The sequence below is a fragment of the Pseudofrankia sp. EUN1h genome, from assembly GCF_001854645.1.
Taxonomy (GTDB): domain Bacteria; phylum Actinomycetota; class Actinomycetes; order Frankiales; family Frankiaceae; genus Pseudofrankia; species Pseudofrankia saprophytica.
The window spans coordinates 1-21,066 of the sequence record NZ_MBLN01000054.1; the positions used below are offsets into that span (position 1 = coordinate 1).

The 21,066-nt window shown below is 71.3% G+C and carries 19 protein-coding genes; 12 read left to right on the top strand and 7 right to left on the bottom strand.

All coding sequences use genetic code 11. The features are described from left to right. Positions 1 to 135: 135 nt before the first annotated feature. The gene (locus BCD49_RS18030) at positions 136 to 1,119 is read left to right on the top strand and encodes a carbohydrate kinase family protein (RefSeq protein WP_071041745.1); all 984 of its coding nucleotides are present in this window, start codon (positions 136 to 138) and stop codon (positions 1,117 to 1,119) included. A 114-nt stretch (positions 1,120 to 1,233) separates the two neighbouring features. Here the strand turns inward: BCD49_RS18030 and BCD49_RS18035 are convergent, their stop codons facing one another. Both BCD49_RS18035 and BCD49_RS18040 read right to left on the bottom strand, forming a co-directional pair. Then, positions 1,234 to 1,494: a sulfurtransferase TusA family protein gene (locus tag BCD49_RS18035; protein ID WP_007516280.1), complete on the bottom strand. Its 261-nt coding sequence runs from the start codon at positions 1,492 to 1,494 to the stop codon at positions 1,234 to 1,236. A 73-nt stretch (positions 1,495 to 1,567) separates the two neighbouring features. Next, the gene (locus tag BCD49_RS18040; RefSeq protein ID WP_007516281.1) at positions 1,568 to 2,713 is read right to left on the bottom strand and encodes a cysteine desulfurase family protein; all 1,146 of its coding nucleotides are present in this window, start codon (positions 2,711 to 2,713) and stop codon (positions 1,568 to 1,570) included. A gap of 485 nt (positions 2,714 to 3,198) precedes the next feature. Here BCD49_RS18040 and ctaC point away from each other — a divergent pair, with 485 nt between their 5' ends. Genes ctaC through BCD49_RS18055 form a run of 3 tightly spaced genes read left to right on the top strand, consistent with a single transcriptional unit; the run spans position 3,199 to position 6,362 of the window. Then, positions 3,199 to 4,254, top strand: coding sequence for an aa3-type cytochrome oxidase subunit II (gene ctaC, locus BCD49_RS18045; RefSeq protein WP_083401534.1), 1,056 nt, complete (start codon positions 3,199 to 3,201; stop codon positions 4,252 to 4,254). Continuing rightward, positions 4,251 to 5,948 (top strand): aa3-type cytochrome oxidase subunit I, encoded by a 1,698-nt coding sequence (gene ctaD / locus BCD49_RS18050; RefSeq protein ID WP_007516283.1) that lies wholly within the window; start codon positions 4,251 to 4,253, stop codon positions 5,946 to 5,948. The genes ctaC and ctaD overlap by 4 nt, the downstream gene beginning before the upstream one ends. Positions 5,949 to 5,960: 12 nt before the next feature. Then, positions 5,961 to 6,362, top strand: a complete 402-nt coding sequence (locus BCD49_RS18055; protein ID WP_007516284.1) for a cytochrome c oxidase subunit 4 — start codon at positions 5,961 to 5,963, stop codon at positions 6,360 to 6,362. Positions 6,363 to 6,532: 170 nt separating this feature from the next. On the opposite strand, the gene BCD49_RS18060 is transcribed toward BCD49_RS18055, so the two are convergent. The 3 genes from BCD49_RS18060 to BCD49_RS18070 are packed head-to-tail and all read right to left on the bottom strand — an operon-like array spanning position 6,533 to position 8,527. Beyond that, entirely contained in the window at positions 6,533 to 6,928 is a 396-nt protein-coding gene (locus tag BCD49_RS18060; protein ID WP_007516285.1) for a type II toxin-antitoxin system PemK/MazF family toxin, read from the bottom strand. 46 nt (positions 6,929 to 6,974) lie between these two features. Next, complete coding sequence (gene trpD, locus BCD49_RS18065; RefSeq protein ID WP_007516286.1) at positions 6,975 to 8,093, bottom strand: anthranilate phosphoribosyltransferase; 1,119 nt, start codon at positions 8,091 to 8,093, stop codon at positions 6,975 to 6,977. Then, positions 8,090 to 8,527 carry a response regulator transcription factor gene (locus BCD49_RS18070; RefSeq protein WP_007516287.1) on the bottom strand — a complete coding sequence of 146 codons (438 nt, stop codon included), beginning with the start codon at positions 8,525 to 8,527 and terminating at the stop codon, positions 8,090 to 8,092. The genes trpD and BCD49_RS18070 overlap by 4 nt, the downstream gene beginning before the upstream one ends. Positions 8,528 to 8,943: 416 nt before the next feature. Here BCD49_RS18070 and BCD49_RS18075 point away from each other — a divergent pair, with 416 nt between their 5' ends. The 7 genes from BCD49_RS18075 (at position 8,944) to qcrB (ending at position 16,336) form a co-directional block, all read left to right on the top strand. Beyond that, complete coding sequence (locus BCD49_RS18075) at positions 8,944 to 9,384, top strand: Fur family transcriptional regulator (protein WP_007516288.1); 441 nt, start codon at positions 8,944 to 8,946, stop codon at positions 9,382 to 9,384. Between the two features lie 66 nt (positions 9,385 to 9,450). Next, on the top strand, positions 9,451 to 9,885 hold the full coding sequence (locus tag BCD49_RS18080; protein WP_007516289.1) for a rubrerythrin family protein: 435 nt from the start codon (positions 9,451 to 9,453) through the stop codon (positions 9,883 to 9,885). Between the two features lie 328 nt (positions 9,886 to 10,213). Then, positions 10,214 to 10,804: a DUF3501 family protein gene (locus BCD49_RS18085; protein ID WP_007516290.1), complete on the top strand. Its 591-nt coding sequence runs from the start codon at positions 10,214 to 10,216 to the stop codon at positions 10,802 to 10,804. A gap of 957 nt (positions 10,805 to 11,761) precedes the next feature. Continuing rightward, positions 11,762 to 12,400 (top strand): aa3-type cytochrome oxidase subunit III, encoded by a 639-nt coding sequence (gene ctaE / locus BCD49_RS18090; protein ID WP_027141331.1) that lies wholly within the window; start codon positions 11,762 to 11,764, stop codon positions 12,398 to 12,400. A gap of 5 nt (positions 12,401 to 12,405) precedes the next feature. Further along, the gene (gene qcrC, locus BCD49_RS18095; protein ID WP_335341696.1) at positions 12,406 to 13,548 is read left to right on the top strand and encodes a cytochrome bc1 complex diheme cytochrome c subunit; all 1,143 of its coding nucleotides are present in this window, start codon (positions 12,406 to 12,408) and stop codon (positions 13,546 to 13,548) included. Beyond that, positions 13,545 to 14,708: a cytochrome bc1 complex Rieske iron-sulfur subunit gene (gene qcrA, locus BCD49_RS18100; RefSeq protein WP_007516294.1), complete on the top strand. Its 1,164-nt coding sequence runs from the start codon at positions 13,545 to 13,547 to the stop codon at positions 14,706 to 14,708. Before qcrC ends, qcrA begins: the two co-directional genes overlap by 4 nt. Next, positions 14,705 to 16,336, top strand: coding sequence for a cytochrome bc1 complex cytochrome b subunit (gene qcrB / locus BCD49_RS18105; RefSeq protein WP_071041710.1), 1,632 nt, complete (start codon positions 14,705 to 14,707; stop codon positions 16,334 to 16,336). The genes qcrA and qcrB overlap by 4 nt, the downstream gene beginning before the upstream one ends. A gap of 327 nt (positions 16,337 to 16,663) precedes the next feature. Here the strand turns inward: qcrB and BCD49_RS18110 are convergent, their stop codons facing one another. Both BCD49_RS18110 and BCD49_RS18115 read right to left on the bottom strand, forming a co-directional pair. Then, complete coding sequence (locus BCD49_RS18110; RefSeq protein WP_157845329.1) at positions 16,664 to 17,731, bottom strand: type IV toxin-antitoxin system AbiEi family antitoxin domain-containing protein; 1,068 nt, start codon at positions 17,729 to 17,731, stop codon at positions 16,664 to 16,666. Between the two features lie 284 nt (positions 17,732 to 18,015). Continuing rightward, positions 18,016 to 19,803, bottom strand: a complete 1,788-nt coding sequence (locus tag BCD49_RS18115) for a DEDD exonuclease domain-containing protein (RefSeq protein ID WP_071041711.1) — start codon at positions 19,801 to 19,803, stop codon at positions 18,016 to 18,018. A 215-nt stretch (positions 19,804 to 20,018) separates the two neighbouring features. Between BCD49_RS18115 and BCD49_RS18120 the strand changes: the two genes are divergently transcribed. Then, entirely contained in the window at positions 20,019 to 21,062 is a 1,044-nt protein-coding gene (locus tag BCD49_RS18120) for a DUF3592 domain-containing protein (RefSeq protein WP_007516298.1), read from the top strand. Positions 21,063 to 21,066: the final 4 nt, after the last annotated feature.

Below are 21,066 nucleotides of genomic sequence, written 5' to 3' on the forward strand. Positions count from 1 at the left end.
CAGCGGAGGTCGCCGTAGCGCCCGTGAGCGGAGGAGGACGGCGCGCGGAGGTCCCTTGGGAGCGAAGCGAGTAAGGGGCCGGAGCGCGCCGCCCGGACGGAGCGAACCAGAGTCACAGCGCTAGGCTTGGGCATCGTGCGTATTGCCGTCACCGGGTCCATCGCGACCGATCACCTCATGCGCTTCCCCGGGCGGTTCGCCGATCAGTTGATCGCCGAGCAGCTCGAGCGGGTATCGCTGTCCTTCCTCGTCGACGAGCTGGTCATCCGGCGCGGCGGGGTCGCGGCCAACATCAGCTACGGGTTGGGCCGGCTCGGCCTGCACCCGATCCTGGTCGGGGCGGTCGGTGAGGACTTCGCCGACTATCGATCCTGGCTCGACCGGCACGGCGTGGACACGGCGTCGGTGCGCGTGAGCGATCTCGCGCACACGGCCCGCTTCGTCTGCACGACCGACGACGCCCTGTGCCAGATCGCCTCGTTCTACCCGGGCGCCATGTCCGAGGCACGCAACATCGAGCTCGCCCCGGTCGCCGGCCGGTTCGGCGGCCTCGATCTCGTGATCATCAGCCCGAACGACCCCGAGGCGATGCACCGGCACACCGACGAGTGCCGCGAGCGCGGCTACGCGTTCGCCGCCGACCCGTCCCAGCAGCTCGCCCGGATGGACGGCGAGGACGTCCGCCGGCTGGTCGACGGCGCCGCCTACCTGCTCTGCAACGAGTACGAGAAGGCCCTGCTGGAGCAGAAGACCGGCTGGTCGGATGCCGACCTGCTCTCCCGGGTCGACACCCGGATCACCACGCTTGGCGCAAACGGCGTGCGTATCGAGCGCGCCGAGGACGGCACCTCGATCCAGGTGCCGGTGGTCCCGGCGCGTGACACCCCGGACCCGACCGGCGTCGGCGACGCGTTCCGCGCCGGCTTCTTCGCCGGACGTTCCTGGGACCTGTCGCTGGAGCGGTCCGCCCAGCTCKGCTGCCTGCTGGCGACGCTGGTGCTCGAGACCATCGGGCCGCAGGACTACGAGGCCGACGAGGCCGAGCTGCTCAAGCGGTTCACCGAGGCCTATGGTGCCGAGGCCGCCGCCGAGATCAAGGACTACCTGCCGAAGTCCTGACGGTCGGGCGCGCCGGGTGGCGTGGCGGCGGCGGCCGATCCGGTCCGCCGTCGCCCATGCGGAGCAACGGTGAGCGCCACTCGACGTCGTCCGCCAGCGCGCTCGGTCGGCCCGTCAGCGTGTCCGGCGGATGAGGTATGCCTGCCCGGTGGGCAGGTCACGGGCGCCTAGTAGCTGCTGACCGCGCAGGCGGCACCAGGCGGCGACGTCGGCCGTCGCTGCCGGGTCGTTGGCCAGCAGCTCGACCGTGCCGCCGACAGGCACGTCGCCGAACCGCTTGGCCAGGTCGATGATCGGCAGCGGGCACCGCCGGCCCAGCGCATCCACCACCACGTCCGGAGCGCCCGGTGCCGGGCCCGGATCAGCGCCGCTCATGCCGATGCGCCCACCTTCCTCGTCTTCCCGCTTCTGTTGTCTTCCGTCGCATCCGCGTCCGTGGCCGCGCCGTCTACAGGCCTACCGCGCCGACGCGTTCACGGATCGCGGTGACGGCGCCGGGCAGGACGTCCAGCAGGGCCGAGAGGTCCGCGGCGGTGGAGTCGCGGCCGAACGAGACCCGCACGTTCCCGTGGGACAGGGCGCCCATCGCGACCAGCACGTGGCTCGGGGTGAGTGAGTCCGACGTACAGCTCGAGCCGCTGCTGACCGCGATTCCCGCCCGGTCCAGTTCGCCGAGCAGCGCCTCGCCCGCGACGTAGAGACAGGAGAAGGCGACCAGGTTCGGCAGCCGGCCGGCTGGGTCCGGGTCGCCGAGCAGTTCGACGTCGTCGACCAGCACCGGCAGCCGGGCGCGCAGCGCGGCGGTGAGCGCGCCCAGCCGGTCCCGTTCGGCGTCGAGCTCGCCGGCTCGCGCGTGCAGCGCCGCCGCGGCCGCCACGATCGCTGGCAGGTTGGGGAATCCGGCCGCCCGGCCCGCCTCGCGCTCATCGGCCGGCATCGGATTCACCCAGCGGGTACCGGCGCGCACCACCAGGATCCCGACACCCGCCGGGCCGCCGAACTTGTGCGCGCTCGCCGTCAGCAGGTCCGCGCCCAGCGCGGTGATGTCCACCGGTATGCGCCCGACGGTCATCGCGGCGTCGGTGTGCAGGGGGATGGCCGCGCGCAACGCCTCGGCCACCGCCGCCACCGGCTGGATGGTGCCGACCTCGTGGTTGGCGTGCTGCACCGAGACGAGCGCGGTGCCCGGCGGGGGTACGCAGCTCGCCGGGTCCACCCGGCCGTGACGGTCCACCTCGAGCGTGTGGGTGCGGCCACCGGCCCGTTCGTGCCGCTCGGCCGCGTGCAGCACGCTCGAGTGCTCGACCGCGCTGACCAGCACCAGGTCGCCGGCGCGCCGGCGCGCGGTCGCGGTGCCGAGCACGGCCAGGTGGGCGGCCGCCGTGCCGCTGGAGCAGAAGGAGACCTCATCCGCCCGCGCGCCGAGCACCCCGGCGACGGTCTCGCGCGCCGCGTCCAGCAGCATCCGTGCGCGGCGGCCCTCCCGGTAGAGCCGGGCCGGGTCGGCCCAGCCGTCGTCGAGCGCCGCCAGCAGCGCCGCGCGGGCGGCGGGGTGCAGCGGGGTCGTCGACGCGTGGTCGAGATAGGCCGGCACACCCCGACGCTACGACCTTTTCCGCCCCCTGCGCTGATCGCGGCGCTACCGCCCTGACTGCCAATGGGCGAGGCGATGGCCGGGGCGACGCCGGTGACGCCGATCGGGCCAGGACGGGATGCCGACCAGGCCAGGAGGGGATGCCGGCCGGGTCAGGCCGCAGATGCCAATCGGGCCGGGAGGAAACGCCGATCGGGCCAGGTCGGTGGCGTTGGGTGGGTCACATTGATGGGCCTGCCGGACCTGCGGGCAGGGGTGGAAAGCCCGAGTTCGGCGACTGTTCGTAAATGATCGTTACGCTGCGTCTTCTTCCTCGGGATCGATTCGTATGAAGCCCGGCGTGGGAGGGCCTCTGCCGAGAACCGTGACGTCGGCTGGGATACGCTCCCGTCGCAGCATCTACAGCGTGTCGAAGACCGTGCGCCGGCCCAGGTGACCCATCTTTGCGTGTCCCGGGCCGACGTAGTCGTGGGAGGCAGGACCTGGTGAGGAGTTCCTTCGGTCGGACCCGGCCGGCGCGCGCGGACACGGGTGCGGCGGGCGTCGAACGCCCGCCCATGCTGTCCCGGGCCGGGGTCCATGACGGTGTCATGGCCTCGTCCGGGGGCAGTGGAGGTGGCCGGGACGGCGTCGCGCCGACAGGCGGCGCGGCCACCGGCACCGCGGGCGAGCCAGCCCTCGCGGACGGCGGGCGTGCCGTCGGCGTGGGTCGTAGTAGTCATCGCCGCGGGCGCGCCGGCCGGGTGACCCGGCTCGGTGCCGGTCTCGTCGTGCTCGCACTGACCGCGACCGCCTGCGGCGTGCCGAACTTCGGCTTCCCGGACGGGGTGACCAACCAGACCCCCCGCATCCTGAACCTGTGGAAGGGCTCGGCCGTCGCCGCGCTCGCGGTCGGTGTGCTGGTCTGGGGGCTGATCTTCTACGCGATCATCGCGTTCCGGAAGCGGTCGGAGGTCCTGCCTCGCCAGGTCCGGTACAACCTCCCCGTCGAGGTGCTGTACACGGTGGTGCCGCTGGTGATCGTCGCCGGGCTGTTCTACTACACCGCCCGGGACGAGACCGAGATTGACAAGGTCTCCGCCAACCMGGACGTCACGGTGAACGTGGTCGGCTTCCGCTGGAACTGGCAGTTCCGCTACACCGACACCGGCAAGAGCGGYGGCAGCGTCGTCGAGGTGACCGGCCAGCCCGGCCAGCCGGCCGTGCTGGTGCTGCCCGAGGGACGCTCCGTGCAGTTCGTGCTGACCTCGCCGGACGTCATCCACTCGTTCTGGGTGCCGGAGTTCCTGTTCAAGCGGGACGTCGTGCCGGGCCGGATCAACACGTTCGAGGTCACGCCGACCAAGACGGGGACGTTCATCGGCCGCTGCGCCGAGCTCTGTGGCGCGGACCACGACAAGATGAACTTCTACGTCAACGTCGTCCCCGCCGACCAGTACGACAAGTTCATCGCGGAGCGTACGGCGGCGAGCGCCGCGGCCGCCGGCACTCCCGCGCTCACCACTGCCGGCAGCGGCACGACCTCCGGGAGCGGACAGTGACGCTTGTGCACGAGCCGCCGGTCGGGCACGCGGGCCCGCCGGCCGACGAGGCGCCGCCCAAGGCGGTGAACAGCCTCCTGGGCTACCTGCGGACGACGTCCCACAAGGACATCGCCCTCATGTACTTCCTGACCTCGTTCGCGTTCTTCGCCTTCGCCGGCATCCTGGCGATGTTCATGCGGGCCGAGCTCGCGCGGCCGGGCCTGCAGTTCCTGTCGAACGAGCAGTACAACCAGCTGTTCACGATCCACGGCACGCTGATGCTGCTGATGTTCGCGACGCCGCTGGCCTTCGCGTTCGCGAACTACCTGATCCCCCTGCAGATCGGCTCGCCGGACGTCGCGTTCCCGCGGCTGAACGCGCTGTCGTACTGGCTGTTCCTGTTCGGCAGCCTGACGGTGGTCGCCGGCTTCCTGACGCCGGACGGCGCCGCGGCGTTCGGCTGGTTCGCCTACGCGCCGCTGAACAGCGCCACCTACTCGCCCGGCGTCGGCGGCGACCTGTGGGTGCTGGGCCTGGCGACGTCAGGTATGGGCACCATCCTCGGCGGCGTCAACATGATCACCACGATCCTGTGCCTGCGCGCGCCCGGCATGACGATGTTCCGGATGCCGATCTTCTGCTGGAACTTCCTGGTGACGTCGATCCTGGTGCTGGTCGCCTTCCCGCCGCTGGCGGCGGCGCTGTTCGCGCTGGAGGCCGACCGCCGGTTCGGCGCGCACGTCTTCGACGCGGCCAACGGCGGCGCGATCCTCTGGCAGCACCTGTTCTGGTTCTTCGGGCATCCCGAGGTCTACATCATCGCCCTGCCGTTCTTCGGGATCATCACCGAGGTACTACCGGTCTTCTCCCGTAAACCGTTGTTCGGCTACAAGGGCCTGGTCTTCGCGACCATCGGCATCGGCGCGCTGTCGATCTCGGTCTGGGCGCACCACATGTTCGTCACCGGCGCGGTGCTGCTGCCGTTCTTCGCCTTCCTGTCGTTCCTGATCGCGGTGCCCACCGGGGTCAAGTTCTTCAACTGGATCGGCACGATGTGGCGCGGCTCGCTCACCTTCGAGACGCCGATGCTGTTCGCCCTCGGCTTCCTGGTGACGTTCCTGTTCGGTGGCCTGACCGGTGTGCTGCTCGCCAGCCCGCCGATCGACTTCCACGTCTCCGACAGCTACTTCGTCGTCGCCCACTTCCACTACGTGGTGTTCGGGTCGGTCGTGTTCGCCGCCTACTCCGGCGTCTACTTCTGGTTCCCGAAGGTCACCGGCCGGCTGATGAACGAGCGCATCGGGAAGATCCATTTCTGGACGCTGTTCTTCGGCTTCCACATGACCTTCCTGGTGCAGCACTGGCTGGGCATCAAGGGCATGCCTCGCCGGTACGCCGACTACGGCCCGGACGACGGCTTCACCACGCTGAACACCTTCTCGACGGCGGGCGCGTTCCTCCTGGCGCTGTCGACCCTGCCGTTCATGTACAACCTGTGGCATTCGTACAAGAAGGGCCGGATCGTCAAGGTCGACGACCCGTGGGGCTTCAGCAACTCGCTGGAGTGGGCCACATCCTGCCCGCCGCCGCGGCACAACTTCCTGTCRCTRCCGCGGATCCGCTCCGAGCGTCCCGCCTTCGACCTGCACCACCCGGCGTACGCCACGGGCGGGGCGATAGAGCAGCGCGCCACTCCGGAACTGAGCAGCTAAGGCGGCCGCGGCATGAGGGTAGAAGGCTACGTCTTCAGCATCATCGGCGTGTTCGCCGTGATCGTCGACATCATTTACTGGATCTACTCGCAAGACCCGACGGGTACCGCGGCGCTGGCCCTGACCGGGGGCATGGGCTTCCTGGTCGGTGGCTACCTGCTGTTCACCGGCCGGCGGATCGGGATGCGCCCGCAGGATCTTCCCGACGCGGAGGTCGCGGACGGCGCGGGCGAGCTCGGGCACTTCACCCCGGGCAGCTACTACCCGTTCTTCATCGCCGCCAGCGCCACCCTTCTCGTGTCGGGCTTCATCTTCGGCATCTGGCTCGCCCTGATCGGCGGCCTGATGACCGTGTTCTTCGCGACCTGCCTGGTCTTCGAGAACTACTGGCACCCGCCGGTCCCCGAGGACTAGGACTAGCGAGCTCGACGCCGGGTACTAGAAGGCCTGGCTGGTTGGCACGAAAGTTTTCGTGCCAACCAGCCAGGCCTTCGTGCTTCGCGCTGTCAGGGGCCCGGCGTCCGAGCCGTGGCCGGGACGGCGAGCCTGGCCGCGCCGGAGCCCGCCGGAGCCGCGCCGGACGGTCAGGAGTGGAACCGACGGGCGGCGGCGACCACCTCGTCGAAGACGCCCTCGCGCAGGGCGGCGCCCTCGCGCCGAACCACCTCGGGGTCGAGCACGAGCAGCCGGTCGAGGCGGACCTCGCTCGGCCGACCCTCGCGGTCCCAGCCGCCGGTGCCGACGTCCATCCAGTGGCGGCCGTAGTGGGCTTCCTGCTGGGCGTCCCGGTCGTGGTCCTTGCTGGTGAGCATCAGGCCGAGCAGCTGGTCACCGCGGGTGCCGATCAGCAACACCGGCCGGTCCTTGCCCTGGCTCGGGTCGTCCTCGAAGGGCACCCACGCCCACACCACCTCGCCCGGGTCGGGCCGCCCGTCACGCCTGGGCTCGTAGACGATCTGGTCCCGCACGTCGTCGATCATGAAGACGAGCCTAGCGAAGGCGGCCGACCCGGCCAGCGGTCGGGCACTAGGAACCGGCGGCCGCCTGGCTGACAGCCGCCGCCTGGTCGCGAGCGGCGGTCTGGCTGGCGGCTGCCCAACGCTCGAGGACGGCGGTGGCGGCGCCGGAGTCGACGGCCGCGGCGGCGCGTTCGAGCTGCGGGCGGATCTGTTCCGTCACCGGCTGGCTGGTCGGCCCCTCGGCCGCGACGATCGCCGCGGCCGAGGCGAGCAGTACCGCGTCGCGCACCGGGCCTGGCTTGCCGGCGAGCACCGCGCGGGTCACCCCTGCGTTGAACGGCGCGTCAGCTCCGCGCAGTGCCTGGCGATCCGCCACGTCGATGCCGACGTCGCGCGGGTCGAAGCGCTCCGTCCGCAGCTCGCCGTCCCCGCTGGTCACCCAGATCGTCGACGGCGCGGACGGGGACAGCTCGTCCAGCCCGTCGTCGCCACGGAACACCAGCGCCCGGGTGCCGCGGTCCGCGAGCACCTGCGCCATCACCGGCGCGAGCCGGGCATCGGCGACGCCGAGCGACTGCGCGCCGGGCCTGGCGGGGTTCGTGAGCGGCCCGAGAATGTTGAACGCCGTCGGCACCCCGAGCTCGGCGCGCACCGCCCCCACGTGGCGCATGGCCGGGTGGAACGCCCGCGCGAAGCAGAACGCGATCCCCGCCTCGGCGAGCGTCGACGCCACCCCCGCCGCCGAGAGCTCGATCACGACGCCGAGCTCCTCGAGCAGGTCCGCCGAGCCGCACGACGACGACGACGCCCGGTTGCCGTGCTTGACGACCGGGACGCCGGCGGCGGCGGCGACGATCGCCGCCATCGTCGACAGGTTGACCGTGTGCGACCGGTCGCCGCCGGTGCCACATGTGTCGACGGCGGCGGCGAGCAACGACGCGTCGGCGTGCACGGGGAGGGCGAAGTCGAGCATCGAGGCGACCATGCCGCCGATCTCGGCCGCGGTCTCGCCCTTGGCGCGCAGCGCGACGACGAACGCGGCGACCCGCGCGGGGCTGGCCGCGCCGGACATGATCTCGTTCATCGCCCAGCTGGCCTGCTCCGCCGCGAGGTCCTGGCCGGACAGCAGCGCGTGCAGCAGGTCGGGCCAGGTCTGCTCGGCCGGCGACGGCGCCGAGGGCGTCACCGCTCGGACGTTCCGTGCGCCGCGTAGGTGACCGGCCGGCGGACGGGTGCCCCGGAGGCCCTGGCCCGCAGCAGGCCGACGACGGCGGCCGTCAGCTCCTCCGGGTCGACCGGGTGGGTCACCACAGCGTCCGCCAGCGACCACGTCGCGAGCCACCGGTCGTCCTGGCGCGCCACCAGGAGGATCGTGGGTGGGCAGTCGGTGATCTCGTTCTTCAGCTGGCGAGACAGCCCCATCCCGCCTTCGGGGGTGGCCTCCGCGTCCAGGACGCAGAGATCCGCCTCACCGCGGTCGACGGCGGTCACCAGATCGCGGCCGTCGGCCACGTCGACGAACTCGATCTCGCCGAGCTGCTGGTCGGGGAGGGTGCCGATGGCCGCCTTGACGCGCTCGCGCACGTCAGCCCGGTCGGCGTACACCAGGACGGTGCTCATGTCCTGCGCGGCCTTTCGCTCCGAGGTACCGCCGCGTTGGGCGGCGGGGCGGCGCCCCGTCCGTCGCGGCTGGCCGACGGCGCCGGCGCCGGCCAGGCCGGCATGCCAGCCTGGCCTGACCACTCGCCGCGTCCGCCGGCGCCCGTGACAACCGGGGCGCCGGCATGGCGTGGCGAACACCACGACGACAGGGAATCCGGTGCGAGGGTATCGGACCAGGCGCGATACGGTCTGCCCAGCCCGGAGACCCGCCGCGGTCCAGGCCATGAGACCCAGCTCACCACTCGGCCGTTTGTCACCCGTCAGTCGAGGAATCGATACTGAGACTCGTTCTCAGAAATCGTCTGGTTCAGCCGGCCTGGTTCGGCCGGGAGGAACCAGCCGACCGGCCCGCCATGGCGCGAAGGAGGTGACGCGTGCCGAACCGGGAGCAGGAGCTACGGCTGACTCCCCAGCGTGCCGCCGTGCTGGCGGTGCTGCGGGCGGCGCACGACCATCCGACCGCGTCCGAGGTGTACGAGCGGGTGCGTGCGGTCGCGCCGGGCATCGGGAGCGCGACCGTCTACCGCTCGCTCGCGCTGCTGGTCGACACCGGGCACGCCCTGGAGCTCAACCTGGGCGCTGGAGTTGCCGCCCGCTATGACGCCAACACCGACCGCCATGACCACGCGGTCTGTGACCGGTGCGGACGCGCGGTCGACATCGACCACCCCATCCCGCGCGGGATGGTGGCGGAGATCGCTCGGAACTCGGGTTTCTCCATCACCGGCTACGACCTGCAGTTCCGCGGCCTCTGCCCGGAGTGCGTGGCGTCAGCCGGCGCCGTGCCCGATCCGAGTGCGGACAGGGGGGCCTGAGGCCCGAGTAGGGACCAAGGGCACCGACCGACCCACCTCAACTCGAAACGAATCGAAGGAGCACGTATGCCGAAGCTCGAGGGCACCAAGACGCACGCGAACCTCAAGGAGGCGTTCGCCGGCGAGAGCCAGGCCAACCGCCGCTACCTGTACTTCGCGCGTCGTGCCGACATCGAGGGCCTGACCGACGCGGCCTCGCTGTTCCGCGACACCGCGGAGGGTGAGACCGGCCACGCCTTCGGCCACATGGACTTCCTGGCCGAGGTCGGCGACCCTGCGACCGACGCGCCGGTCGGCGACACCTCCAAGAACCTGGCCTCGGCCGTCGCCGGCGAGACCTACGAGTTCACCGCGATGTACCCGGGCTTCGCCAAGGACGCCCGCGAGGAGGGCTTCGAGGAGATCGCCGACTGGTTCGCCACGCTGGCCCGGGCCGAGAAGACCCACGCCGGCCGGTTCCAGAAGGCCCTCGACGCCGTCCTGGCCGAGGAGAACGCCTAGCCCTCGGCACGCCACACCGGCTGAAGGCTGTGGGCGGCGCGCGGCTTCACCGCCAGCGCGCGGCCCGCGGCCAAGCCGACCGGTGCGCACCAGCACCATCCGGGCCGGGACTCCGGGCGCGGCGACACGGATACCGTCGCCGCCGCCCGGGCCCCGGCCCCACGCTTTCCCACGACCGGTGCCTGCCCGTGGCCGGGCCGGCACCCGCCCGGGGTCACGTATGCGTGCGGGCGGCACGCTCGTGGCACGTATCACCTGGGCCAGTCACCTGGGCCAGGATCGGACCGCGAGCCGGGCGGCCACGCCGCCCGCATCCAGGGGGTTACCGATGACGCTGACCGTCGACGACATCACCACCGACCACCAGGCCTATGCGGCCAGCCGCGCCGAGGCGCGCAAACGGATGATCCCGGTGCGTGCCGAGCGGCGGGTCCGCGTCGGCGACCTCATCGCGTTCGAGTTCGAGAACCTGGACACGCTGCGTTACCAGGTGCAGGAGATGGTCTACACAGAGCGGCTGACCGAGCGGACCGACGTCGCGCACGAGGTCGAGGTCTACGGGCGGCTGATGCCGTCCAGCCACGCGCTGACGGCGACCATGTTCGTCGAGCTGCGGGCCACCGAGTCGGTGCGCGAGGAGCTGGCGCACCTCGCCGGCCTGCAGAACGCGATCGCCCTGGAGATCGACGGGGAGCGCGCGCCGGCCGAGGAGATCCGCGGCGTCGACGAGGACCCGGACACGCCAAGCGAGACCGTCTCGGTGCACATGTTCCGGTTCCCGCTGACCGACGAGCAGCGCGACAAGTTCCGCGACCCCGAGGTCCCGGTCGAGCTCGCCGTCGACCACGAGGCCTACAGYGACTCCACCCCCATCGAGGGCCCGACCCGCAAGAGCCTCATCGCGGACCTCAGGCTGTGACATTGGTTCGCTCCGTGCGGGCACCGCGCTCCGCGGCCGTCCTCGCCTGGCGGCTCGGACGACCACTCCGCGCGGTGTCCTCCTCCGCGAACGTGCGCTGCGGCGACCTCGCTGCGGCCCGGCCCACGTCGCTTCGCTCGTGGGCCGGGCCTCCGCGAGGCGCGCCTCCGCGCCAGCGCGGTTGCTTTTCGCTGTGAGTCACCAGCCCGCAACCACAACGCCCGTCTGAGCACTTCGCTTCGCTCGTGACGGTCTTCACCCCTGTTAGGCACTCCACGAGCGCAGCGAAGTGGCCCCACGGACGGGCCTGCTGCGGGTACGTGACGTGCAGCGGCAGGTGACCGTGCGGGCGCGGAGGCGCGCCTCGCGGAGGCCCGGCCCCGGAGCGAAGCGACCGGGGTCGGGCCGCAGCGAGGTCGCCGTAGCGCCCGTGAGCGGAGGAGGACGGCGCGCGGAGGTCCCTTGGGAGCGAAGCGAGTAAGGGGCCGTAGCGCGCCGCCCGCACGGAGCGAACCGGCGACAACCTTCTGCCTCGACCTGCTAGATCGTTTGGTCCGCACGGAGCGAACCGGCGACAACCTTCTGCCTCGACCCTGGCTGTGTTCCAGGGCGAACTGGCACCAACCATCCCGCCCGATGGGCGGGAGGGGCCGTGAGTCGCGGCACATCTGCAACCTGGTCCGGCGGATCGAGGGTGGGCGTCGACCGGGCCGCCCCGCGTGACGGGCTCGGCGGGAGCGAGGCGCCGGTAGGGCCTCGGTTTTGGGAGATTTTTGCCGCAGTGTCTCCGGTGTGCGGTGGAGGTGTCTGCGCTGGCCGGGGCGCGTCCTACCTAGCTCAGAAGGGCCATCGGACAGTCTTCTACTAGCCGTAGGAGGTGGGTCGGCGGCTCCTCGACGGGCCGTAGTCCTACCGAACGTCGAACCTTCGGTGGCGCTTGCGCCAGCGCGTGCCAGAATGACCGACGTGGCCACGGCACCCGTCCTCGAGAAGGCTCCGCCCCCACATCCCATGGCCAACCGTCCGTCGATGGTCTCGGTTGGCACCGTGGTGTGGCTGTCGTCGGAGCTGATGTTCTTCGCGGCGCTCTTCGCGATGTACTACACGATCCGTTCGGTCAACAGCGGCAACTGGCCGCCTACGACCGGTGATCCGGCTGGTTCCGAGATCGGCCCAGTGCACCTGCACGTCGCCTATGCGCTGGTCTTCACCGTGATCCTGGTGCTGTCCAGCGTCACCTGCCAGCTCGGCGTGTTCGCCGCGGAGCGGGGCGACGTGTTCGGGCTGCGTCGCTGGTACACGATCTCGTTCGTCATGGGCCTGGTCTTCGTCCTCGGCCAGGCGAACGAGTTCTTCCGGGAGAACGAGTTCGGGCTGAACTCGCACGCCTACGGCTCGGTGTACTACCTGACCAGCGGCTTCCACGGTCTGCACGTGATCGGCGGTCTGATCGCCTTCCTCATGGTCCTGGCCAGGTCGACCTTCGGGCGCTTCACGCCGGAGAAGGCGACCTCGGCGATCGTCGTGTCGTACTACTGGCACTTCGTCGACGTCGTCTGGATCGGCCTGTTCGCGACCATCTACCTCCTCCAGTGAGCGACATGACTGCATCCACCGGCAACGAGAACATGGCCGAGCCCACCGGTCCCGCCGCCGAGGCGGCCGCGGCGACCGTGTCGACCGGCGTGCCCGAGGCGGCGGAGGTGAGTGACGTGGCCGAGGCGGTTGAGGTGGCGGCGACCGGGGTGGGCGGCGACACGGCCACGGCGTCAGCGCTCGCGGTGACCGAGCCGGACATCGAGGACCTGGACGCCGAGGTGGCCGAAGACCTGGACGCCGGGGACCTGGACGCCGAGGTGACGGATGCCGAGGGGCGCGACGCCGCGGAGCAGGCGGCGGACACGCCCGCGCCGCTCGCGGGGGTGCGCGGCCGGCTGGTCACCAGGACCTCCCGCTCGTCTCGTCGCCCGGCCAGCGCGCGCCGTCGGCGCCGCTCGTCAACGCTCGTCCTCTCGCTCGCCCTCATGGCCACGGGCGTGCTGTGGTCGGTGCTGGCGCCCAGCGGCAGCGCGGCGGACTCGGCCGACAACGCGGCGGTCCGCGAGGGTCGCGCCCTCTACCTGCAGGGCTGCTCGACCTGCCACGGGATCAACGCGGCCGGCACGGTCTCCGGCCCTAGCCTGATCGGCGTCGGCTCCGCTGCGGTCGACTTCCAGGTGTCCACCGGGCGCATGCCGCTCGCGCACCCGGGCGCCCAGGCCGAGCGCAAGGACCCGAGCTACTCGGAGACGCAGATCGACCAGCTCGCGGCCTACATCCAGACGCTCGGCGGCGGCACCACCACGCCGGAGATCAGCAAGGAGGACCTCGCCGACGCGGACCTGACCTACGGCGGCGAGCTCTACCGGGCGAACTGCGCGCAGTGCCACCAGTCCGCGGGCCAGGGCGCTCCGCTGACCTACGGCAAGTACGCCCCGGCGCTGACCGACGCGACGCCGGAGCAGATCGTCGAGGCCATGCGTGTCGGTCCCGAGTCGATGCCGGTGTTCGGCTCCGGCCAGGTCGATGACGAGGGCGCCAAGGCGATCGCGGCCTACATCATCATGAACCGCGACACCCCCAGCCCCGGTGGTCACAAGCTGGGCAGCTACGGCCCCGTCCCGGAGGGCCTGCTCGCCTGGCTGATCGGTATCGGCGGCCTGCTCGGCGTGTGCCTGTGGATCGGAGCGAGGCAGAAAGTATGAGCGAGCAGGACGACACCCCCACCGGGGGTGAGAGCGTCTTCGACCGGGTGAAGCGCCCGGCCGGGGGCGAGCCGGCCGGCGGGAGCGGGCCGGCCAGCGGGAGCGGCGGCTCCGGGATCCCGGAGGGCCCCGAGGTGCTGGGCACCCCGCCGGCTCCGACCGACTCCACGCAGTTGGAGGAGCACACCTCCTGGCGGCACGCGAGCGTCACGCCCCGCCCGCCTCGGGCCGAGGACGTCGACCGGCGTGCCGAGCGGCGCGCGGAGCGGCTGATCGCGCTCTGGTTCACCGTCTCGGTGATCGGAACGCTTGGCTTCATCGTCGCCAACTTCGTGGGCGACAAGCACAAGGCGTACTACACCCCGTGCCTGGGTCTCGGGATCGCGCTCGCGGTCGGCGGCCTCGGCGTCGGGATGATCCTGTGGGCCAAGCGGCTGATGCCGCACGAGCAGGCCGTCCAGGAGCGGCACTCCTTCAAGAGCACCGACGTCGAGACGGCGGTCCTCGAGGAGGAGGTGGCCCTCGGTTTCGACGCCATGGGCTTGGGCCGGTTCAAGCTGGTGCGCCGCAGCCTGCTCGGCGCCGGCGCCGTGCTCGGCGGCCTCGCGGTGGTGCCGCTGCTGAACCTCACGAACGCCAAGCCGGGTAAGAAGCTCGACCACACCCACTGGGTGAAGGGCGCGCGGATGGTCACCGGCGAGGGACGGTTCGTCAAGCTCGGCGACATCTCCATCGGCGGCATCGAGACCGTCTTCCCGGCGGTGCCCATCAAGGACGCGGGCGGCTCCACGAAATTCGAGCCCCAGCTCGACCTGCACGCCAAGGCCGACAGCGCCACGATCCTGGTCCGTCTCGAGCCGGGCATCAACAAGCCTCGGCCCGGTCGGGAGAACTGGGACCTGGCCGGCCTGGTCGCCTACTCGAAGATCTGCTCGCACGCCGGCTGCCCGGTCAGCCTCTACGAGCAGCAGACCCACCACCTGCTCTGCCCGTGCCACCAGTCGGTCTTCGACGTGCCGGACGGTTGCCGCGCCATCTTCGGCCCGGCCAGCCGGTCGCTGCCGCAGCTCGCGCTCGGCGTCGACGGTGAGGGCTACCTCATCGCCAAGAACGGCGACTACACTGAGCCGATCGGGCCCGCGTTCTGGGAGCGCTCATGACGACGACGACCGGGCCTGCCGGCCAGCCCGCGGCCGCCCCGAAGCTCGCGAAGCGGCCGAGCCCGGTCCGCAAGGCCAACCGGGCGGTGGACGAGCGGTTCCACACCCAGCGGGCGCTGCGGGAGAACCTGAACAAGGTCTTCCCCGACCACTGGTCGTTCATGATCGGTGAGATCGCGCTCTACAGCTTCATCATCCTGCTGCTGACCGGGATCTACCTGACGCTGTTCTTCGACCCGAGCAACACCGAGGTCATCTACAACGGCTCGTACGTCCCGCTCAAGGGCGTGGAGATGAGCCGGGCGTACGCGTCGACCTTGGACATCAGCTTCGACACCCGGGCCGGGCTGGTCTTCCGCCAGATCCACCACTGGGCGGCGCTGCTGTTCGTCGCGGCGATGATGGTCCACCTGTTCCGGGTGTTCTTCACCGGTGCGTACCGCAAGCCGCGTGAGGTCAACTGGCTGATCGGCGTCGGCCTGCTGGTCATGGGCATCTTCGAGGGCTTCGCCGGCTACTCGCTGCCGGACGACCTGCTCTCCGGMACCGGCCTGCGGATCGCCTCGTCGATCGCCCAGTCGATCCCGATCATCGGCACCTGGGCGTCGTTMCTGGTGTTCAACGGCGAATGGCCCGGTACGGACTTCCTGCCCCGGCTCTACGTCGCGCACATCCTGCTGATACCGGGCCTCCTGTTGGCGCTCGTCGGCGCGCACCTGGGCATCCTCTGGTACCAGAAACACACCGACTTCCCCGGCCCGGGCAAGACCGAGGACAACGTCATCGGCCACCGGGTGTTCCCGGTGTTCGCGGTGAAGTCCGGCGGGTTCTTCATGATGGTCTTCGCGATGCTGGCGCTGCTGGGCGGCCTCGCGCAGATCAACCCGATCTGGGTGTTCGGCCCGTACGACCCGTCGAAGGTCAGCTCGGCGTCCCAGCCGGACTTCTACATCGGCTTCCTGGACGGCTCGACGCGTCTCATGCCGCCCTGGGAGTTCCGCGGGTTCGGGCACACGGTCGCCGCCGTGTTCTGGCCGACGGTGATCCTGCCCGGCATCCTGTTCACGCTGCTGGCGTTGTGGCCGTGGCTCGAGTCGAAGTTCACCGGGGACCGCGAGTCGCACAACCTGCTGCAGCGGCCGCGGGAGGCGCCGACCCGCACCGCGATCGGCGCCATGTCGATCAGCTTCTACCTGGTGCTGCTGATCTCGGGTGGCAACGACGTCCTCGCGAAGACGTTCAGCATCTCGCTGAACGCGATGACCTGGGCCGGCCGCGTCGGGATCATCATCGTCCCGCCGATCGCGTACAAGGTCACCAAGATGATCTGCATCTCGCTCAACAAGCGGGATCACGACATCGCCCACCACGGCATCGAGACCGGGATCATCCGGCAGCTGCCGACCGGCGAGTTCGTCGAGGACCACCGGCCCAAGCCGGACCCGGTGCCCGACTACCCGATCGTGCCGACGCATCGCTTCGAGCTGCCGGCCGCGGGTCACGCCAACGGCAACGGGCATGCCAAGGGCGGCATCGGCACCCGGGCCCGCAAGGCCGTCACCGGCTTCTTCACCGAGGAGAAGGCCGAAGGCGGCGAGGAACCGGTCGGCGGCGCCCCCCGCCACTGACACCCACCGGTCGCCGGACCTGACCCACCCGAAAGGGGCGCGCTCGCCTGAGCGCGCCCCTTTCGGCTTCCCGGAACCTCGGGCTTTCCCCGAACCTCTGGCTTCCCCGGAACTCCGGTTTCTCGGGGCTCCTGGCTTTCCTCGGGAGCTCTGGCCTCCCAGGACCCGAGGCCCGGCCTCACCCGTCCAGAGCCGCGCCTCCCTCCCGACCCTCTCTCTCCATCTCATGCGTCTCGCGTCCCGCGTCCTGTCAGACATCAGGGGCGCAAGGAGCACCCTTCAGTGCCCCTGGCGTCTGACGGGACGCGCCACGGCGTCGGACACGAGCTAGGAGCGCCGGGTCCGGAGGGTGCCCTGGATGTCGCCGATCACCTGGCGCGGGTGGTTCGTCACGTCGGCCCAGGTGACGCGCACGATCTTCCAGCCGAGCCTCGTGAGCGCGTTCTGCCGGCGGCGGTCGCGGAAGAGAGGCTCCAAGCCGTGGGCGTCGCCGTCTTGAGTTGTTCCAGGGCGGGGCGGACTCGGACTGGATGGACCAACTTTCGCGCCTCCGCCTCCGCCGCTGCCGTGGAATCGGGCTCCATCCGCCTCTACGGCGACCCGGTCGCGCGGGTAGGCAAGGTCCACCCGAGCCACAAACCTGATGCGGTCGTCCCAGACCGGGTACTGCAGCTCTTCGGGCGCGAGGTCATGATCGACCAGAAGGAGGCGGGTGCGTGTCTCCAACACGGACTCCGACCGTCCGTCGGCCAGGGCCCACCAGGGGGCGACACGCCGGCATCCGGGCCGCCCGGCGCTCGCGGCGCGTGCCGGCGTCACGTCGACCAGCGTCCCGGACCGCAGGGCCGCGTCCATGAGGCTCACCGCGTCCTCCCGGGTGTCAGCGATGAGGACGAGATCCGCCAGGGTCAGGGCCGGTGAGGTCATCGGTATGCCCGACAGGACGACGACGTCCTCGGGCGGCGGCGCGCCGCGTCGCGGCACGAGGACCACTCCGCGTGCTGAACGCCGGCTCCCGCGGTCGGGGACCAACAGATGCACCGGCTCGTCGTCGGCCGCGTCCACGACCGAGCCGAAACCGAGCATCCGAGCCGCCGTGATGCCGCAGACGACGGCATCCGGATGGGTGGCGAGTGCGGCCAGCACCCGCGGGCGCAGCCGGGCGCACTGGCCGGGATGGCCGGGCGGATCGACTCGGTCGGCGATCGACCTGATGATGTAGGCGCCGCGTACCGGGCGCTCCCACCAGCCCCGGCGAACGAACGTCCGGATCTCCTGTCGGGTCAGCCCGGTCTCCATCGCCTGCGCATAGGTGACCATCCCGCTCTGCCCCTCGGCCACCCGCCCGACGAGCCGCATCGCCGCCGAGTCCGACTGGGCTGATCTTCTGGACACACCCTGAGGGTCGTTCCGTTCGATCTTCTTGTCCATGCAGAGCCGTGGCCCTGTGGACAATCGACGTGTATCCACAGAAGAGCCCAGTTGACCCCCGAGCCGCGATGGGCGGCGAGCTCGGAACCTGATGCCTCCCTCCTCACCCACAGCAACGGCAACGCCACGCCCACGCCAAGGGCGCACAGAGCACCACCCGCACCCGCACCCGCACCCTGTCCTACGTCAGGGGCGCGACGAGCACCCTTCCGTGCCCCTCACGTCTGACAGGACGCGCCGCACCCGGGCTAGGAGGGGCGGCGCGGGTGCCCGGGCTGGTGGGCCATGCGGCGGTCGGTGCGGGGGCCCGACGGGGCAGATGGGGCCGGGGCCCGCTCGGGGAGTTCGGACGCGGCGCGGGCCGCGCCGGCGGCGGGCCAGGCCCAGGTACCCGCGAGCTGCACGAGGCGGGCTCCGGGGGTGGACAACCAGCGCTCGATCCGCTCCATCTCGGCGGCGGACGCGGCCGGGGTGGGCCCGGGGCCAGGTCGCACCGTCTCGGCGGTGGCGACGACGGCGTCCACCCAGGGGCGCGGGTCGACGCCGCGGGCCACGGTCGCCGCGGCGGCGAGCCGGCCATGGCGGACGACGGCGAGGTCCCAGCCGCGGTCGGCGGTGGGGACGGCGCCCACCAGCTCCGGGATCGCGCCCAGAACCGCCAGTCGTTGGTGGCGGGCGGCGGCCCGCACGAACGAAGCCATCCGGTCCCGGACGACCGCGGCCTCCTCGAACCGCTGCTGGGCGGCCAGCCGGCCGATCCGCGCGTGCGCGGCGGCGACGACGACCGCGGGGTCGCCCGCCATCGCCTCCCTGGCCGTGGCCACCACGGCGGCGTACTCCTCCAGGGACTGCCGCCCGTCGCAGGGCGCGCCGCACTTGCCCAGCTCCGCCAGCGCGCAGGCCGGGCTCGTTCGCCGCGGCGAGAGCCGCCCGCCGCAGCGGCGCAGCGCCACCGCCTCCAGCAGCCCGTCGGCGGCGAGCTCCGCGCCGGCCGCGGCGCCGAACGGGCCGAGGTAGGTGCCGCCGTCGTCCCGGACCGCGCGGACCTGGGAGAGGCGGGGGAACGGCTCGTCGGTGAGCCGGAGGAACACCACCCGCTCCGGGAACCGGGACCGGCGGTTGTAGGGCGGCTTGTGCTGGGCGATCAGGCGCAGCTCGCGCACCTCCGCCTCGAGCGCGTGCGCGCACTCGATCGCGTCCACCCGCTCGGCGGCCGCGACCATCTCGGCCATCCGGGTGCGCGTCTCGCTCGCGGTGAAGTAGTTGCGCACGCGGGCCCRCACCGACGCGGACTTGCCGACGTAGAGCACCCGACCGGAGCCGTCGCGGAACAGGTAGACCCCGGGGCCGGTGGGCAGATCGTCGGCGAGGGTGCGCTTGCGCCGCTGTGCGGGGGACACCCGGGCGCTGTACTCGTGGACGTCCTCCAGCGTCGTCACGCCCAGGTTGCCGAGCCGCTCGAACAGGCCATGCAGGACGTCCACGGTGGCGCGGGCGTCTGAGAGCGCGCGGTGGCACGGCTCGGTGCGGGCCCCGAACAGCTGGGCAAGCGACGACAGCTTGTTGTTGGGGCTCTCGTCGCGGGTCACGATCCGCCGGGCCAGCCGGGCGGTGTCCAGGTGCTCCCAGGCGGGGACGGGATAGCCGACGCGTTCGCAGGCCGCCTTGAGGAAGCTCAGGTCGAAGGGCGCGTTGTGCGCGACGAGCACGGCGTCGCGGCTGAACTCCAGGAACGCCGGCAGCACCTCCGCCAGCGCCGGCGCGGTCGCGAGCATCGCGTCGGTGATCCCGGTCAGTACGGTGATCAGCGGCGGCACCCCGTCGGACGTGCGTACCAGGGTGGCGAACTCGGCCACGACCTCGCCGCCGCGGACCTTCACCGCGCCGAACTCGGTGATCTCGGACTCGGCCGGCCCGGTGCCGGTCGTCTCCAGGTCGAACACGACGAACGTGACGTCCCGCAGCGGCCGGCCCAGCTCGTCGAAGCTGCCCTGCCGCCCGCCGGCCGGGGCCGGCGCCGAAGGCTCAGGTGACACACCACGAACCTAGTGACGAGGTCCGACACTCCACGAACCGGTGACCAGGCCCGACACTCCAGGCCGGCACCGGCCGGGTCGCGCGCCGTTGTGATCCCGCGTCGCCCGGCATTTTGTCCGTTGTCCGGGATCGTCAGAGTGACTACCTTGATTCGTGGTGTGCCGGGAAGCCTGGTCGGCGGTCGGATCGCGACGTCCAGCGCCGGGAGGCACGGATGCGAGACACCTTCACGCCCTCCCAGGCCGACCGTGAGCACCCCGAGACGATCGCCGCGCTCGTGGGACTCGCCAGCGCGCTCTACGCCGTCACGATCGTCTTCTGCCTGATGACCTGGTGGTACCACGAGGAGCGGGACCAGCGTGCCCGCGCGGCAACCCTCGCCGAGGGAACCGTCATCAGTGCTCATCATGGCAAGAGCGGGTCGTCCGTCCAGGTCCGCTGGTCCGATGCCGCCGGCGACACGCACGTACAGAACTTCGAGACGCGTGCCGAGCACCGCTCGGGTGACCGCTTCCCTGTCCTGTACGACCCGCGGAGACCGAACACGCGCGCCTATCCCGCGTTACCGGGGGAGATCACCACCGCGAACGGTCATCTCCGGTTCCTTGCTCTCGCTGGCCTGGTTCCGGTTCTCGGATGGTGGGCCGTGATCGGCGCGCAGTTCCGCTTCGTGTCTCGTCAGTCCGCGAGACCCATGACCGCGGCCGCGTACGTAGGGCAGCAGAACCTTGACTGGTCGTCCTTCACTCGCGTCGAGTTCCATCGGTTCTTCATTCCCGCTGGGGCGGAGCTCTGGATCCAGCTGGTCGGGCCGGCCGCCAACCACTACGGAATGACCGAATGGGCGGTCAGCTGGCAGCGGGTGATGTGGCATCCGGCAGCCGCCAGCCTGCCGCCTGGCTCCTCTGTGATCATATTCGGTGACCTGGCGAGGTCTGGCTGGCTGATCGGGCCCGTGGTGGTCCAACTGGCCGACGGCACCCGTCTCGTGCCCATAGGGTCGATACGTTCCCGATTGCCCGAGTCCTTCGTACTTGAGCCGGCGACGGCGCGTACCTGGTCGGCCCGGTGGAATCGACCGGCCTTCTTCGCTTTCGTCGGTGCCGCCGTGTGCGCCACATTCGCAACGATGATTGCCGTCGCGGCTGGCTATTCCATCGGAGCGGTGGCGGCCGGTGCGCTGGCCTTCGGAGTCGCGGGGGCCGCTCTGCCCGTCAACGTCTGGGCCGGTCACGGTGGTGCGCCGCCCTGGCCATAGGACG